11 protein-coding genes are annotated in these 15,656 nt (G+C 56.2%); 10 read left to right on the top strand and 1 reads right to left on the bottom strand.

Annotation, left to right across the window (positions count from 1 at the left end):
• Positions 1–11 precede the first annotated feature (11 nt).
• Together BM235_RS15015 and BM235_RS15010 are read left to right on the top strand one after the other, a co-directional pair.
• Positions 12–1,202, top strand: coding sequence for an EAL domain-containing protein (locus BM235_RS15015; protein WP_158543834.1), 1,191 nt, complete (start codon positions 12–14; stop codon positions 1,200–1,202).
• A 606-nt stretch (positions 1,203–1,808) separates the two neighbouring features.
• Positions 1,809–3,479 carry a hypothetical protein gene (locus BM235_RS15010; protein WP_143106684.1) on the top strand — a complete coding sequence of 557 codons (1,671 nt, stop codon included), beginning with the start codon at positions 1,809–1,811 and terminating at the stop codon, positions 3,477–3,479.
• A gap of 69 nt (positions 3,480–3,548) precedes the next feature.
• On the opposite strand, the gene BM235_RS15005 is transcribed toward BM235_RS15010, so the two are convergent.
• Positions 3,549–4,082 carry a hypothetical protein gene (locus tag BM235_RS15005; protein ID WP_090114567.1) on the bottom strand — a complete coding sequence of 178 codons (534 nt, stop codon included), beginning with the start codon at positions 4,080–4,082 and terminating at the stop codon, positions 3,549–3,551.
• 266 nt (positions 4,083–4,348) lie between these two features.
• On the opposite strand from BM235_RS15005, the gene zwf reads away from it, so the two are divergent.
• The 8 genes from zwf to BM235_RS14965 all read left to right on the top strand — a co-directional run bounded on the left by zwf (position 4,349) and on the right by BM235_RS14965 (position 15,651).
• Positions 4,349–5,902, top strand: coding sequence for a glucose-6-phosphate dehydrogenase (gene zwf / locus BM235_RS15000; protein ID WP_090114565.1), 1,554 nt, complete (start codon positions 4,349–4,351; stop codon positions 5,900–5,902).
• Positions 5,903–5,957: 55 nt separating this feature from the next.
• Positions 5,958–6,581, top strand: a complete 624-nt coding sequence (locus BM235_RS14995; protein ID WP_090114563.1) for a cyclase family protein — start codon at positions 5,958–5,960, stop codon at positions 6,579–6,581.
• A gap of 173 nt (positions 6,582–6,754) precedes the next feature.
• A complete protein-coding gene (locus BM235_RS14990) occupies positions 6,755–7,696 on the top strand; it encodes a carbohydrate ABC transporter permease (RefSeq protein WP_090114561.1) in 942 nt (313 codons plus the stop codon).
• 25 nt (positions 7,697–7,721) lie between these two features.
• Positions 7,722–8,558, top strand: coding sequence for a carbohydrate ABC transporter permease (locus BM235_RS14985; protein WP_090114559.1), 837 nt, complete (start codon positions 7,722–7,724; stop codon positions 8,556–8,558).
• 114 nt (positions 8,559–8,672) lie between these two features.
• A complete protein-coding gene (locus BM235_RS14980; protein WP_158543835.1) occupies positions 8,673–10,022 on the top strand; it encodes an ABC transporter substrate-binding protein in 1,350 nt (449 codons plus the stop codon).
• 80 nt (positions 10,023–10,102) lie between these two features.
• Complete coding sequence (locus BM235_RS14975; RefSeq protein WP_143106683.1) at positions 10,103–11,854, top strand: sensor histidine kinase; 1,752 nt, start codon at positions 10,103–10,105, stop codon at positions 11,852–11,854.
• Positions 11,829–13,442, top strand: coding sequence for a response regulator (locus BM235_RS14970; protein WP_090114553.1), 1,614 nt, complete (start codon positions 11,829–11,831; stop codon positions 13,440–13,442). The genes BM235_RS14975 and BM235_RS14970 overlap by 26 nt, the downstream gene beginning before the upstream one ends.
• Before the next feature lie 121 nt (positions 13,443–13,563).
• The gene (locus BM235_RS14965; RefSeq protein ID WP_090114551.1) at positions 13,564–15,651 is read left to right on the top strand and encodes a 3-keto-alpha-glucoside-1,2-lyase-like domain-containing protein; all 2,088 of its coding nucleotides are present in this window, start codon (positions 13,564–13,566) and stop codon (positions 15,649–15,651) included.
• Positions 15,652–15,656: the final 5 nt, after the last annotated feature.

Below are 15,656 nucleotides of genomic sequence, written 5' to 3'. Positions count from 1 at the left end.
GAGGAGACACGATGGCGTTGGGAACGTATCCGGGGCCGGGCATTTCCAGGGTAGCGGACAGAGAGGCGGCCCTGCTGTACTTCTATTGGAGCGGCGCTGCGGGGAGCGCAGCTTCGCTAGTGGAGGCGAGGTGGAAAAAGAGGGCGGAGGAGCTGCTCCAGGAAAGCTTCTCGGAGTCGGCCATGCCGTACGCGGCGAAGTGGCTGCATAACGACCTGATGCTCTTTTTCTGCGCGGCCAAGCAGGAGGAGCCGGGCCGCTTCAGACGCGAGCTGATGCTGTCCGCGAGGATGTACAAGCAGCGGCTGCTGGAGCCGGCGCTGACGGAGGAGCTGCCCGGCATGCCGTCGCTTCGCGCAGGCTGCGCGTTCGGCGAATTCAAGCGAGGAGAGGCGACCGGGCGCAAGCTGCATGAGATGGCGCGTGAGGCGATGCAGAGCGGGCAGCACGAGGACGCGCTGGACGACGCGCTCCGGCTCGGCGAATTGGAGCGGCTGCTGGAAAATCAGGCGCTGCGTTCCGTCTATCAGCCGATCGTGGACATTCGCGAGCGTCGGCCGTTGGGTTACGAGGCGCTGTCGAGGCCGATGGACTCCGACGTCTTTAGCGGGCCGCTGCCGTTGTTCGAATTCGCGGAACGCGCAGGCAAGGATTATGCGCTCGACCGCCTTGCCAGGGAGCGGGCCATCTCGGGCAGCGCCGGCCTCGCGAAGGAGCAGAAGCTGTTCTTGAACCTGTCTCCCCGCATCATCGACGCGCCGCAGTTCGCGCCCTGGAAGACGCTGGCGCTGCTCGAGTCGCACGGGCTGACGCCGGATCAGGTCGTCTTCGAGATCACGGAGCGATCGAGCATCCGGGACTTCGGTTCGGTGCAGCGCGTGCTGGCGCATTACCGGAGCCAAGGCTATAAGATCGCCATCGACGATGTCGGGGCTGGTTACTCCTCCTTGCTGTCGATCGTCGAGCTGAGACCGGACTTCATCAAGGTGGACCGATCGATCGTCAGCGGCTTGCATGCGGATACGTTCAAAGAACATATGCTCGGCACGCTCGTCGAAGCCGCCGACCGAATGGGCATCGGACTGATCGCCGAGGGGGTGGAGACGCAGCAGGAGCTGGACAAGCTGGTCTCGATGGGGGTTCCTTATGCCCAAGGTTACCTGCTCGGCCGGCCGGGACCGATGGCTGACGATCGGCGTTAACAAGCGCGGATCCTCAAGTCAATATTAAAGTGCAAAGATCGAATACCGTCACCGGGAGTGACGGTATATTTATTATCAGACCAGGGCCGGGGACTCGTCTGGCATTCGTGCGAACTGTCACTAGCTGCAGCTACTTTAGCTACGGGTAGCATTCGCTTTCGAAGGAGACGGCGACCGTGGCGTAGAAGAATTAATGTGAGACGTTGCGAAGGCGATTGGAGAAAGGTAGGGCTGGCTGGCTGGCGGGCTATCGTGCTCGACTTGGAAGTTTATGCAGGCGGCAGAGCCTTTGAACCGTATCCCCTTGCGTCAGGAAGCGGTCTTCATTCGCAGTTCGCGGCGTTTAAACGATATCCCCTTCGAACAGGGACATGAGACCAACGTGGGGGAAGGCATCGGTTATTATCTGATTTCGATCAAGTTGGTTCCTGTGCGAAAGGGATATCGTTAAAAGAAGAGGAAAGAAGCTTTGCCTGATTGAAAGGGAAACTGTTCAAACGAGTAAAACAGCTCTACCTGAGCGAAAGGGATACCGTTCAAACAGCGCAGCCCAGAGTCCCGAATCCGCTCGGCGGAGATTAACCAGTAATGGGGAGCGTGCGAAGCGTGACGGAGATGAAATCGCGATTGGCGGAAGTGCGGCTGAAGGCGGCGACTGCTGCCTGGTCGGAGCCGCTGCTGGATAGCGGATTGTGGACGCATGGGGATATCAGGAACAATTTTTACGCGGCGTCGGCCCTGTTCGCGATCTGCGGCGATCCGGAAGTCGAGGCTCCCTGCGACCGGCAGGCGGGCAAAGAACTGGCGTCCGGCGTACTGCTGAAGGTACTGGCGCTTCAAGATGGAGATCCCGGCAGCGCCACATACGGCCATTGGCCGCTTGGCCTGCACCCCGAGCCTCGGCTAGCGCCGATCAATCCGCTGCCCGCCGAGCTGATGGGCTGCCTCTTGATCTGGTTCGCGGACCGCTATGGCGCGGAGATGGAGCAGACGCTCGCCCAGGCTGTCGCGAAGGCGATCGACAGACTGTACGGCAGCGCCTACTACCGGGTCGCGCAGCGGACCTTCGGCCATCACGAGGCCAAGTATACGGCCACGAAGCTGCTGCTCGGCGATCGATATGAAGATTCGGAGCTATTGGAAGCGGGTTTACGCGACCTGCGCTTGACCCTGGCGCGCGTGAGGGCGCAAGGCATGGCGGAATACGGCGCCCTGCCGTGGTTCTGGCACTGGGTTCAAGCGTTCGTGTGCGTCAAAGACGTTGTAAAGGACCCGGCCGTCCGTTCGGAGGCCGCCGAACTGCTGGATGCGCTCTGGACTTATCGCGCGCGGCATTATCTGGGCGGTGCCTGGGCGGGAGGGCGAATGCGCAGCCTGCCTGCCGACCTGCCGCGAGATGGCAATGTCGCCTTCGATTATGTGCAATTCGGCGACTTCGCGCTGCCGGATTCGCTGCCGCGGGTCGAATATGCGGGCTTCCTGTTGCACGAGGCGCCGGCAACCGCCAGGCAGGCGGCGTTGGATCGGTCCGCGACAACGGAGACGAAGCGGCGTATCCATCCTGTGGGCGAAGCGCGGGCGCCGCTGCATAGCTATTTATTCCGCACGAGCGGATTCGCGGTCGGCGGCCTGCTCGAACGGGCGGCCGAGTTCGACAACGAGCAGCATCGCTGGGAAGTGACGTTGCCGCTCTCCGCCGTCGAGGGCGCGAACAGGCTCTACTTTTTCCCGTGCGGAGACGGGTATTCGCCGGGCGATCCGCGTCATGCGTCGGAAGGCGGAGAAACGTTTTTTCACCGCGCGACGGCGATCGCGCTGTACCCGAAGGCGGAAGCAGGAATAGCAGGCATCCTGCCGAAGGGCGAGTGGATCTTCCGGGAAAGAGCGTGGTTCGGGTACGCGTCCGGCGTGCTGCTGACTGTTTATCTGTTCGGGGACTGCAGGGCGGTCGAGTCGGCGAGCCGCTTTGACTGCGAGGGCGCACCCGGCCGTCACGGCTTCGTCGTCGAGTCGGCCGACGCGGGGCAGGCGGCGAAGCGGTTGGGCATCGTCGCTCAGAGCATCGGTCCCAATGGTTTGCTGCGTGCCTATGCCGATCTGATGGTGGGTCGGGGGCCGTCTTGGAAGGGCGAGGGGGCGTTCGGCGATGCGTTTGGCGTCGTCTATGAGACGCTGGACGGAGACCGGCTCGAACTGGCGGCGACCGCGGAGGAGATGCCGCTGCGCAAGTTGAATGAGGCTACGCTCAGCTTGGCCGACTACGCCGAGGGGATCTAGCGATTTGTTCGTCTTCGCAAAAAGGGACGCGCAGCATATCGCCGCAACGTCCCTTTTACAAGATCATATTCAAGCTTCCGCGCTGAGCAGCAGGCCGGTATCGGGATACAGGGACTGCAGCTGCATCTGATCGGTATAGATCGCTTCGCGGATGGGAATCATCCGCCAAGGGGCTTGCTCGGCCAAAGGTTCGGCGACCCTGCGCCAGCCCATGGGCGAATAAGCGGCCGAGAGGCGCTCTCCGATACCCGGATCGAGCTGAAGCTCTTGCTCGGCTTGGAGACTTCGGCTCAGGCTCTCGGCCTTGTCCTGAAGCTCGGTCATCGCGGCGTCGGACGGACTTGCGTACACTTTGTCTACCGCGTAGTTCACTTCGATCGCCTGCTTCACGACGGACGAGGCGGCTTGGGCGGCGCGCTTGACGTGAGAAGGCAGCGGAGCAGGTACAGGCGCGCGTCGCGTATCGTCTTCGTCGCGAACGTACCGGTACGATTCCTCGTCGAGTACATCCTGGAACGGCAAGAGCGGCGTCACTCTGTTGACGGGGGTTACCCGGGACGTAAGACGCGCGGGACCGTACAAGCTGTTGAAACGTATGGCCATAATCGCTGACCTCCTTGGCATTCGGCCGATTTTCCCTATTCTAAAAGTTATGCTGAATTACCCGATCCGCATGCGCTTGAAACACCGGCAGGACAGTTGTCAAAAAACGCCAAAAGAATAGCTTAGCGAAGTCAATTATGATAAACTACTGTGCATGAGTACGGGTCAAAATTGGGCTTTAAAGCGATGCAGTCCGACAGAAGCTGCGGCGATCCGGCCGGAGCTCGGGCGAACGCTATCCTACCGCATAGAGAGTTGACGAACACATGACGGACCAATTGATCGACAACGTAACCGCGGACGGCGCGGTCTACTTTATCTTCGGCGCGACGGGCGATCTGGCTCGCCGCAAGCTGTTCCCGGCTTTGTACAGCCTCTACCGCGAAGGCAAACTAGGCGACAAGTTCGCCATCGTCGGCCTCGCTCGGCGTCCGCGCACGGACGCGCAATTCCGCGAAGACGTCCTCGAATCGATCAAGGAGTTTTGCCGCTACAAGATCGGGGAGGGCCAGGATTGGCAGGACTTCGCGGAGCGCTTCACGTACCATTCGCTAGACATCGGCAACGTGGACGGCTTCCGCGAGCTGAAGGCGTCGACGGAGGCGCTCGAAGCGCGCTATTCGATCGCCGGCAATCGCCTTTTCTACCTGGCGCTGGCGCCCGAACTGTTCGGCACCGTCTCCCGGAACCTTCGCGACGGCGGCATGTTGGAGAGCGCCGGCTGGCACAGGCTGGTCATCGAAAAGCCGTTCGGCTACGACTACCCGTCCGCGTCCAAGTTGAACGAAGAGATCCGCCATGTTTTCAGGGAGGATGAAGTATTCCGCATCGACCATTACCTGGGCAAGGAAATGGTGCAGAACATCGAGGTCATTCGCTTCGCGAACGCCTTCTTCGAGCCGCTCTGGAACAAGCACCATATCGCGAACGTCCAGATCACGTTATCCGAGACGGTGGGCGTCGAAGAACGCGGCGCCTACTACAACAAATCCGGCGCGCTTCGCGACATGGTGCAGAACCATATGCTGCAGATGCTGACGATGATCGCGATGGAGCCGCCGAGCCATCTCGATCCCGAAGCGATCCGCGACGAGAAGGTCAAGGTACTGCGCTCCCTGCGCAACTTCAAGTCCGGCGACGAGGTGCGCGAGCGCGTCATCCGCGGCCAATACACGTCGGGCGAGCTAAGAGGCCAGGCGTTGAAGGGCTACCGCGAGGAAGATTCGGTGCCCGCGGACTCGACGACCGAGACGTTTTTCGCGGCGCGTCTGTTCGTGGACAATTTCCGGTGGTCGGGCGTACCGTTCTATGTCCGCACGGGCAAGCGGCTCCCGGTCAAGTCGACCGAGATCGTCGTCGAGTTCAAGAACGTGCCGGGCAACCTGCTGTTCGCGAGCCGTCAACAGCTCCAGCCGAACCTGCTGGTCATTCGCGTCAATCCGATGGAGGGCATCTACATCCGGATCAACGCCAAAAAACCGGGCAACGAGATGACCGTACAACCCGTGGCGATGGAATTCTGCCAGAGCTGCCAGGTCGGCATCAACACGCCGGAAGCTTACGAACGTTTGATCTTCGACGCGGCGCGCGGGGATTCGACCTACTTCACGCGTTGGGACGAGCTTGCGGCCGCCTGGCAGCTGGTCGATCCGATCGCGGCCGCCTGGCAGGAGCATGCCGCCGATCTTGCCCACTACTCCGCCGGCGCTTGGGGACCGCAGCAGGCGCACAAGCTGCTGCATCAAGACGGCTTCCATTGGTGGCCGGTGAACGGACAGGACGAGGACAACGTCATTTGGGTCAGCAACACCGGCAAGTAATGTAAAAGGCTGCCCGCCTGCGCGGGCAGCCTTTATTCGGAGGAGGAGAAAACGGATGCCGCGCATCTACGACATCAGCATGACGATCGAAGAAGGCATGCAGGTCTGGAAAAACTACGAAGCCAAAAAACCGAGCATTCAAAACGTACAGAATCACGATCAGGGCAAACCGCATGAAAGCTTGCTGACGATGAACGTTCATACGGGCACGCACGTGGATGCGCCTCTTCACATGCTGGCGGGCGGCGCTACGATCGAGACGATCCCGCTGGAGCAGCTGGTCGGACCGGCGCGCGTGCTTGACCTGACGCATGTCAAGGATTTGATTACGAAGGAGGATCTCGTTCCTTTTAACATCCAGAAGGGCGAGCGTCTGCTGTTCAAGACGAGCAGCTCGTACAGCGAGGAATTCCTGATGGACTTCGTCTTCCTGCGCGAAGACGGGGCGCGCTACCTGGCCGATATCGGCATTGCGGTCGCCGCCACGGACGCGCTCGGCATCGAGCGGTCGCAGGCGGAGTACCCGACGCATCGCACGCTGATGCGCGCAGGCGTCGTCATCGTCGAAGGCGTGCGCCTGAAGGAAGTGGCGCCGGGTTCTTATTGGCTCGTCATAGCGCCGTTGAAGATGACCGGGATCGATGCGGCGCCGGCAAGAGCGCTGTTGATCGGCGACTGAATAAAGGCGACTGAATACATAGGCAAGGCAGAAATCGGGGCGCGATGCGTCCCGATTTTTTTTAATGCCCGAAAGGTCAAAATAATGCACATCAAAGAGTCGCAAGGCTGTACCGCAATGTCCGAAGCCTCTTGCTACAATGAATCCACATATTTAGTTGGAGGTAAGCGCAAATGAATGATCAAGTGATTGCCCGCGATTCGGTCGCGGCTGTCCGTCCAAAAACCTATTGGACGCGCAAGCGGCGAGAACAATGGGCCGGGTGGATCTTTATCGCGCCGGAAGTCGTCGGCCTGATCGTCCTTTCTCTGTTTCCGCTGATCTCCAGTCTCGTGCTCAGTTTTACGGAGTGGAACCTGGTAGGCGGCTTGTCGGCGATCCGGTTTATCGGACTGGACAACTTCGTTAACTTGTTCAAGGACGATCATTTTATCCTTGCTTTGAAGAACAATGTATGGTTTACGGTCGGCACAGTACCGCTCACGATGCTGATCGGCATCGTGCTGGCTGCGCTCATTCATAAAAAGCTGTATGCGAAGACGTATTTTAAAGTGGCCTTCTTTATTCCGTATATTTGCTCGACCGTCGCGATTGCCGCCGTATGGCAGGCGCTTTATCACCCGTCCAAGGGACCGCTGAATCAAATGCTGATGGATATGGGGATGTCTAACCCGCCGCGCTGGCTGGTCGATACGAGCTTCTCGCTGATCGCGATTATGGTCATCTATATCTGGCAGGTTCTCGGCTATCAGATCATTATTTTTCTGGCAGGGATGTCCAACATTCCGGAAGAACTGTACGAAGCCGCCAGAATCGACGGCGCGACCGGCATTCAGCAGTTCAGGCGCATTACCGTTCCGCTTCTGGGGCCGACGATTTTCTTTCTGGCGATCACAAGCACCATTTCTTCCTTCAAAGTGTTCGATCTGATTAAGTTTTTGACGAACGGAGGCCCGAATTACGCGAGCACGGTCATTGTGTACCAGATTTATGAGGAAGGGTTCGAGCGCTTCCGCATGGGGTATGCTTCGGCCATGTCGTGGGCGCTGTTCCTGATGATTCTGCTCGTGACTTCGATTACCTGGATCTCGCAAAACCGGAAAGTCCATTACTAGTGCCATATGAAAGGAAACTCATGCGATGATATTGACTAGGCTTAAGACAAGCAGGCTGATTTTGACCCTTTTCTTTGCGGCATTATCCGTATTTTTCCTGCTGCCGCTGTTCTGGATGCTGTCCGCCGCCGCCAAGACGGAACGGGATGTGTGGACGTTCCCGATTCAATGGATTCCGAAGGAATGGAATTTGGTTGAAAACTTCAAAGCGGTATGGCTGGGCGACGTCTCCTTCGGCTTATTCTATATGAACTCGATCAAGATTGCGGCGATCTCCACGCTGGCGACGATCCTGATCTCTTCCATGGCCGGATACGCGCTATCCAAACTGGAATTCAAAGGCCGGGGACTGGTGTTCAGCCTGATGCTCGCGTTCATGATGATTCCGGAGCAGGCTACTTTAGTTCCTCGTTATATTATGATTAAAGAAATAGGGCTGTACGACACGCACACCGCACTGATTCTGATGGGGATATTCTCCAGCTATTTTTCATTCCTTCTGCGCCAATTCATGGCGGGCATCCATAACGATTTGCTCGAAGCGGCGGAATTGGACGGCGCGGGATTCTTCCGCGTATTTTGGAACGTCATGCTCCCCTTGAGCAAGCCGATATTGGCGACGGTGGGCATCATCAAATTCATCTGGACCTGGAACGATTATCAAGGGCCGCTCATCATGCTGAATTCGACGAAGCTATTCACGATTCCGCTAGGCATGCAATTTTTCCAGGAAGAATTCGGCACGCGAATCGCGGTGATGATGATGGCTTCCGTAGCGGCGATCGTACCGTTGATCGTGCTGTTCCTCCTGCTGCAAAAACAGGTGATAAACGGAATTGCGATCGGCGGGGTCAAAGGATGATCGGCACTTGGCAGGTCAAAAATGTATACGCAAACAACTCAATTCTGTAGACGGTATAGGCATATCAAGGGCTGTATAATGAGCTTGCAGCATCCACTAAAGGGGGAAATGATTTTGAAGAAAACAGCATTGTGGGCAACGAGTCTGCTCGTGGTTCTCTCCATGGCCGCATGCGGAAGCAACAACGGCAATAACGCATCCGGGACAAATGCTTCCGGGACGAATGCATCCACGGCAAGCGGGCAGGCGGCCGACAAAGAACAGATCAAATTCTATACGTTTAAAGCGAACAATCCGGATGAGCCGACTTATAAGGCCGTTCAGGCGTACAATCAATCGCAGGACAAAGTGGAAGTCGAATACGTCTCGCTCGTACAGAACAGCAACAGTACGGATTTTGTGAAAAAATTGGACATTATGATCGGAAGCGGCGAAGTCGTTGACGTGTTCATGACCGGCAATGAAGACGAAGTGCTTGAACGGGCGTCGAGGGGCGTCGTGGAGCCGCTGAACGCGTATTTTGACAAAGAAAAGGTAAACCCGGAAGACGAATATACAAAGTTAGTTAAGTTCGATAATCAAATTTACGGTCTCTTGACGAGCTCGACGCAATGGCTCACCGTATTCAATCGGGAGCATCTTGAGAAGGCGGGTCTTAAGCTTCCCGAGATGGGATGGACTTGGGATGACTTCCGCGATTATGCCAAGAAGCTGACGGTGGACGGACATTACGGGACGTACTTCCACACTTGGGGCGAATATGCCAACGTCATCGCTTATACCGAACGCCCTAATCCGCAATTGGATGCCGACTTGAACCCGAACTTCGACGATCCTTCCTTCAAGTACTTCTTCGAACTGCGTCGCGAGATGGAGGAGAAGGACAAGAGCGTAGAGCCTTATGCGGATGTGCTGGCATCCAACTACCATGTCCTGCAGCAGTTTTTTGCCGGCAATGCCAGCATGCTGGCGGTGCCTAGCTATGTCGTGCGAGCCGGCTTGAACCTGCAAAAGTTCCCGCACGACTTCCAGATGGTATACGCGCCGATTCCGCGATCCGTCGATTCGCAAGAAGTCGGCATGACCAACATTTCCGGCGCTCCGCTTGCGATCGGCGCAAAATCGAAGCATAAGGAAGCGGCGTACGACTTCGTGAGATGGATGTCGAAGGAATCTTCCAAGTACACGAACGAAGTTCCCGCCTACAAAGGTGCCGATGGAGCCGCGCTGATCAAAGACTTTTTCAAAGATAATCAGAATCTGATCGACACCGAATCGTTGACCAAGACGTTGTTCGATCCGCGCATCAAAGTGCCGAACGCGTTCAGCGTGCCTTATGGATCCGAATTGAAAACGATCGTGGAGAACGGCTTCTCCAGTTATATGTTGAATCACCTCAATTTCGATGAAGTGAAGACGACGATGACAAATGAAGTGAAAAAAGTGGTCGATGCGAACAAATAAAGCGGTTAACGGACGGGGAGTCGGCCTGGGATAAGCTATAATAAAGCGTATTATGGGATTTCGGGTGGTTGATCGATGCCATGGAATGGTTAAGCCGATTTTCGTTTCACCGCAAAATGCAGTTCTCGTTCCTGATGCTTATCCTCTTGCCGTTTATTGCCGTAACCTTTTGGGCTTATTCTTCGGTTAAGCAGAACGTAAGCGACAAGCTTGCCCGTTCCAACGAAGAAACGCTGACGGTCATTGCGAATCAACTGGATAAGACGATCGACAGCATCTCCTTCGCATCGGTATATTTCTCCCAAACGTACAATCCGGATATTTTGGAAAGCTTTCGGCATCTGAAGGATGCCGAAAGCTTTGCCGATTTCGCGACTTTTCAATCTTACATGCGGCTCGATTCCGTGGCCGATCTGTTGTTGATGCAATCGGCGGATGCCAACTTGAAGATGATGATCGTAAATAAGAAAAACCGAATGATCATGGGCGATAAATCCGTTCCCGTATTCTCTGCGCTGCCGCCGTCCTTTTTGCGGGAAAGCAGTCGACTGGATGAGAAGGAAACGACTGCACTGCAATGGTTTGCTTCCGGCGAGGCTGACGTCGCTCCGGACTACTATTATGCAGCCCGCTATATCGTCGATCCGCGCAATCGCGAGAAGCTGGCGACCATGTTCGTCGGGATTCCTCAATCGTATTTCCACGGCTTGCTGGACACCGGCAATCCCGACATGAGTTTCACGCTCGCCGACCGGTCGGGCGAGATCATTGCCGTTAAAGGCAAGCGCGTGCCCGCGGATTCCGGCGGCATGCTGACGACAAGGGTTTCCATACCGAAGACGGGCTGGGAACTCACCAGCAAGATGCCTCGAACGTTTATCGACAGCCAGATTAACCGGGAGTTTTTGGTGTCCCTATCGTTGGTGGGCTTGTTTTTCTTCGCGTTCCTCATCCTGTCCCTGTTCTGGGCGGGCCATATCAACAGACCCATCAGCATGCTGCGACTCAGTGTCAAGCAGTACGTCGGGGGCAAGCGCGATGTTCGTATTCCCGTGAAAGGCAAAGACGAGGTGGCCGTTCTGTCCGCCGCGTTCAACCAGATGCTGGACGACATCAACGGACTGCTGCAAAAGGTGGAAAGCGAGCAGGAGGAGAAAAGCCTGCTGGAGCTTAAAGCGTTGGCCGCGCAGATTCGGCCGCATTTTCTGCTGAACACGCTCAATTCGATCAAAGTCAGCTTGCTGCTCAGCGGAGACGAGCCGCACGGAACGATGATCGACGCATTGATGAAGCTGCTGCGAGCCTACGTTCATATCGACGAACCGCTTAAGCTGGCCGAAGAGTGCAAGGTGCTGGGAAGCTATGTGCAGGTCATGCAAATTCGCAACCGGATGCGCATTGCGTTCGATTACGAGTTAGGAGAAGGAACGGAATCGATCGAGCTGCCGAGGCTGCTTCTGCAGCCCATCGTCGAGAACGCGATCCAACACGGATTGTCCGCCCGGCCGGAAAATCCGACCATCGATCTGAGCGCCGCGGTTCATGATCGCATGCTGGTGATCGCCATCGGAGACAACGGCCGGGGGGTCAGCGAGGAGAACCTCACCCGTTTGAACCGGAGGATGCTCGGGTTGGGGGACGAGCTGCCGTCGCAGCCAGAGAAAGGCGTAGGCCTAGTCAACACGGCACGCCGACTGCAAGTGCTGTACGGGGATCAGGCGCGGCTGAAGGCAGCGGCTCGCGAAGGCGGCGGTACGATCTTTACCTTTTACATCCCGATCGCGATCGGAAAGGAGACCGATAATCATGATGAAGGTCATGCTGATCGATGACGATGTCCCGATGCTTGAGTATGTGGCGTATTTGCTGGAATCTCTCGATATCGAGCTGAAGCTCGTGGCTTCGGCTTCCAGCAGCGATCGGGCGCTTGAGGATTTTCATGAGACGCTGCCGGACGTCGTCATCGTCGACATCGGTCTGCCGGGCATGGATGGATTCGAGCTCGCCGAAGCGTTCCGGATGGCCAAGCCGGAGGTCCGGCTTGTATTCCTGACCTGCTATGAAGACTTCCGATATTCCAAACGGGCGTTCCAGCTCGAGGCCGACGATTATCTCATCAAGGATGAGTTATCGATCGATCAGCTCAGGACAAGTCTGCGGAAAGCGGAAAATCGATTTCGCAACAGAGAGGAGCTGCTGGAACGATATTCGCTCCGGCAGACCGTCGAACGCAACAAAGAGGTGCTGCTGCAAAGCTTGCTGGCGCAATTGCTGTCTCCTGGAATCGATGCCGCTCAGATGCTCGTATTAGGCGAACGCCTTGGCATCTCCTGGAAGCTTCCTTATTTCCGCCAAGGCTTCTTACATGTCGACGCCGCTTCCTTGATCGAGCGCTACGGCTACGCGGATGTACGCCTGATTCATTTCGCAGTGAACAATATTGCCATGGAATTATCCGCGGCGCATGGGGCGATTACGCCGATTTTAATGCAGGAATCGGGGATTTATCTCGTTTGGAATGTGACCGGCCCTGATGCTTCTTATCAACCGCTGATCGATTTCATGGAATCGGTACGCGCTAAGGCGGATCACTATTTGAAAATCAAGGTGAGAGGGTTTTATGCGGAGCAGACCGTGCCGCTGCAGAAATTCGATACCGTCTATAAAACGCTGAGCGACCGCCGGGACAACCTCTTCTACGAGAGCAATCCGGAGGCATCGGCAATTACCGTCGTGGGACAATCGGGAGGATTCCGGCAAATGCCGGAGCGGGGATGGGAAAAAGAACGAAGCCTGCTGTCGCTGGCACTCGAGGAAGGCAATGCCGCATGGATCGATATGGCCATCAATCCTTGGATTCAGCAGGTCGTCGCCGAGAGACTCCTGCCGCGGGTGGTCAAAGAAATTTGCGGCGACCTCGTCCGTCACATGGTGTTCGAATCGAAAGGCATCGCCGAGAGCCGCTTCTTCATTCTGTTGGGACAGGCCGTACACGTCGAGGAAGCCGCGCAATTAACCAAGCGGGAGCTGCGGAATCTATGGAGACAGCATACGCTGGCGCCGGTATCCGGTCAGGAAAAAGAGATTCGGCTGCAGGAGATCGACCGGTTCCTCGACGAACATATCGACCGCATGGTCTCCTCCTTGGAAATGGCGAATCACCTGCATCTGAATGCGAGTTATTTCTCGAGATATTTCAAAAAGATGACAGGCGTCAATTTTACCGATTACGTCAACCAATACAAGATGAATATGGCGATTACGATGCTCAGCCAGCCGAATGAAACGGTGGAAAACGTGGCGTACACGCTCGGCTTCTCCAATCGCGCCTATTTTTCCAAAGTGTTCAAAAAATACAGCGGCAATAGCCCGAGCGAATATAAGTTCCAGAACAATAGCTCCAGAGAGACGGAGGAATAAAGTCAAAACTTTGCACTTCAACAGGCAATGAGATTGTACGCGCTCGACACGCGTTTCCACTTATGATGAAGCTACGGGGAAAAGGTTCGAACGCCCTGTAAAAAAGGAGGAACGATGGCGAATGGAGAAACGAAGAAAAGCGGTACTGCCTTTGCTTGTTTTTGCTTGCCTTCTGCTGGCGAGTCTGATGCCGGGCGTGTCACCGGTTGCCATGGCAGCGGGCACGACGTATTACGTGGACGCCGCGCAGGGCGACGACAACGCTTCGGGAACGAGTGAATCGTCGGCATGGAAGACGCTCGGCAAGGTGAACGCGGTAACTTTCGCACCGGGAGACCGCATTTTGCTTAAAGCCGGAGGCGTGTGGAGCAATCAATATTTAGACCTGAAGGGCTCGGGAGTAGGCGGAAGCCCTATTGTCGTGGATCGATATGGAAGCGGTTCCAAACCGATGATCCATTTCGGCAATACGAGCGTAAACGGAGAAGGATTCGGCGTTCGTCTGCGCAACGTATCCTACTGGGAGATCAATAATCTGGAAATCACGAGCGGAGAGCAGCCGACCGACATGAGGCGAAGCGGCGTTCTTGTCGTAGGTGAGGGGACCGGTGCCGGGAATTTCAGACATATTTATATCAAGAACATCGACATTCATGACGTGTTCGGCACCGATCGCCGTACGGGAGGCATCAATTTCCATGCCAGAGGATCGAATACGTCCGTCGAGAGCACCTGGGACGACATTCTGATCGAGAATAACACGGTCGTCAACGTTGCGGATACGGGCATTCAGACGATGACGGATGCGTTCTCGAACAGCGGTTGGGCGCATAAGTACGACGCATTCAAGAATGTCGTCATCCGCGGCAACTATGTGGAGAAAATTCATCGTGACGGTATCCTCGTTCGGGCTGCCGCAGCGCCCCTCATTGAGTACAATACAACCAATGCGATAGGTAACGCTTGCAACGTGAACACCGGCATCGTGAGTTATTTAGACCACATTGCCGTAGTCGCGGCACAGTGGGCGTACTATACGACGGGAGCGGTGTTTCAATACAACGAGGCATTCGATACCCGCAAGCTTGAAGGCGACGGTCAACCGTGGGATTTTGACATTCAGGTAACGGGAAGCGTTTACCAATACAATTACAGCCACAACAATCAGGGCGGCACGCTGCTCGTGATGAACAATACGAACGACAACACGTTCCGCTACAATATCAGTCAAAATGACCTCGACGGCAACGGCGCATTTAACCTGGTTAACGGCGGAGGCAATCTTTACGTTTACAACAACGTTATTTACCGCTCCGGAACGCAGAACCGGGCGCTGACGCATGCCAGCGACACCGGGATGGCTTATTATACGAACAATATTTTCTACAACGGAGCAAGCGGACAATATACCAATAGCCCTAGAATGACTTACGATCATAACAGCTTCTACGGCTTGAACGCCAGCGTGCCAAGCGATCCGAACAAAATCGTAGGCAACCCGCAATTCGTAAGTCCGAATACCGCTACTGGCCGCGCCACGGCGGACGGGTACAAGCTTCTGTCGACGTCTCCTCTGATCCATGCAGGAACGGCGGTTGCCAATAACGGCGGCAAGGACTTTTATGGAAACGCACTGTACAATGGAGCACCGGACATAGGGGCCTTCGAATACCCTGGCTCGGTTACGCCGCCGGTGACGCTTCTGTCCGACGACTTTGAAGACAGTGATATCAGCGATTGGACGGTCTCCGGCGGCTCCTGGGGGACGGCGATGGATGGAAGTCTGACGCTATCGCAAAATACGCCAGCCGGTGAAGCGGTGGCTTATAAGGGCAACGGAACCTGGAGTAATTATACGTATTCGGCGCGAGTCAAGCTGCTTACGACTTACGGCAATGCAGGACTGCTATTCCGGTACGCAGACAATGCCAATTACTATTTGTTCCGCTTGAACGACAGTGGGGACAAGGCCGAGCTGTATAAGAAAAGCGGAGGCACCATGACGCTCGTTAGCAGTGCCAGCTGCGTGGTCAACCCCGGTCAATGGGCGGCGATGAAGGTGAACGTCGCCGGTCCTTCCATAACCGGCTTCGTAGATGGCGTTCAGCTTGTCCAATGGACGGATTCATCGGCGCTGGCGGCTGGCAAAATCGGCATTCGCATGGTGTCCAGTACAGCCCGGATCGACGACGTAAAAGTCGTACAGTAATGCGA

It is taken from the genome of Cohnella sp. OV330, from assembly GCF_900112065.1.
Lineage (GTDB): Bacteria > Bacillota > Bacilli > Paenibacillales > Paenibacillaceae > Cohnella.
Note: the sequence above shows the minus strand (reverse complement) of the source record. Positions and strands in the feature narration are given on the sequence as shown.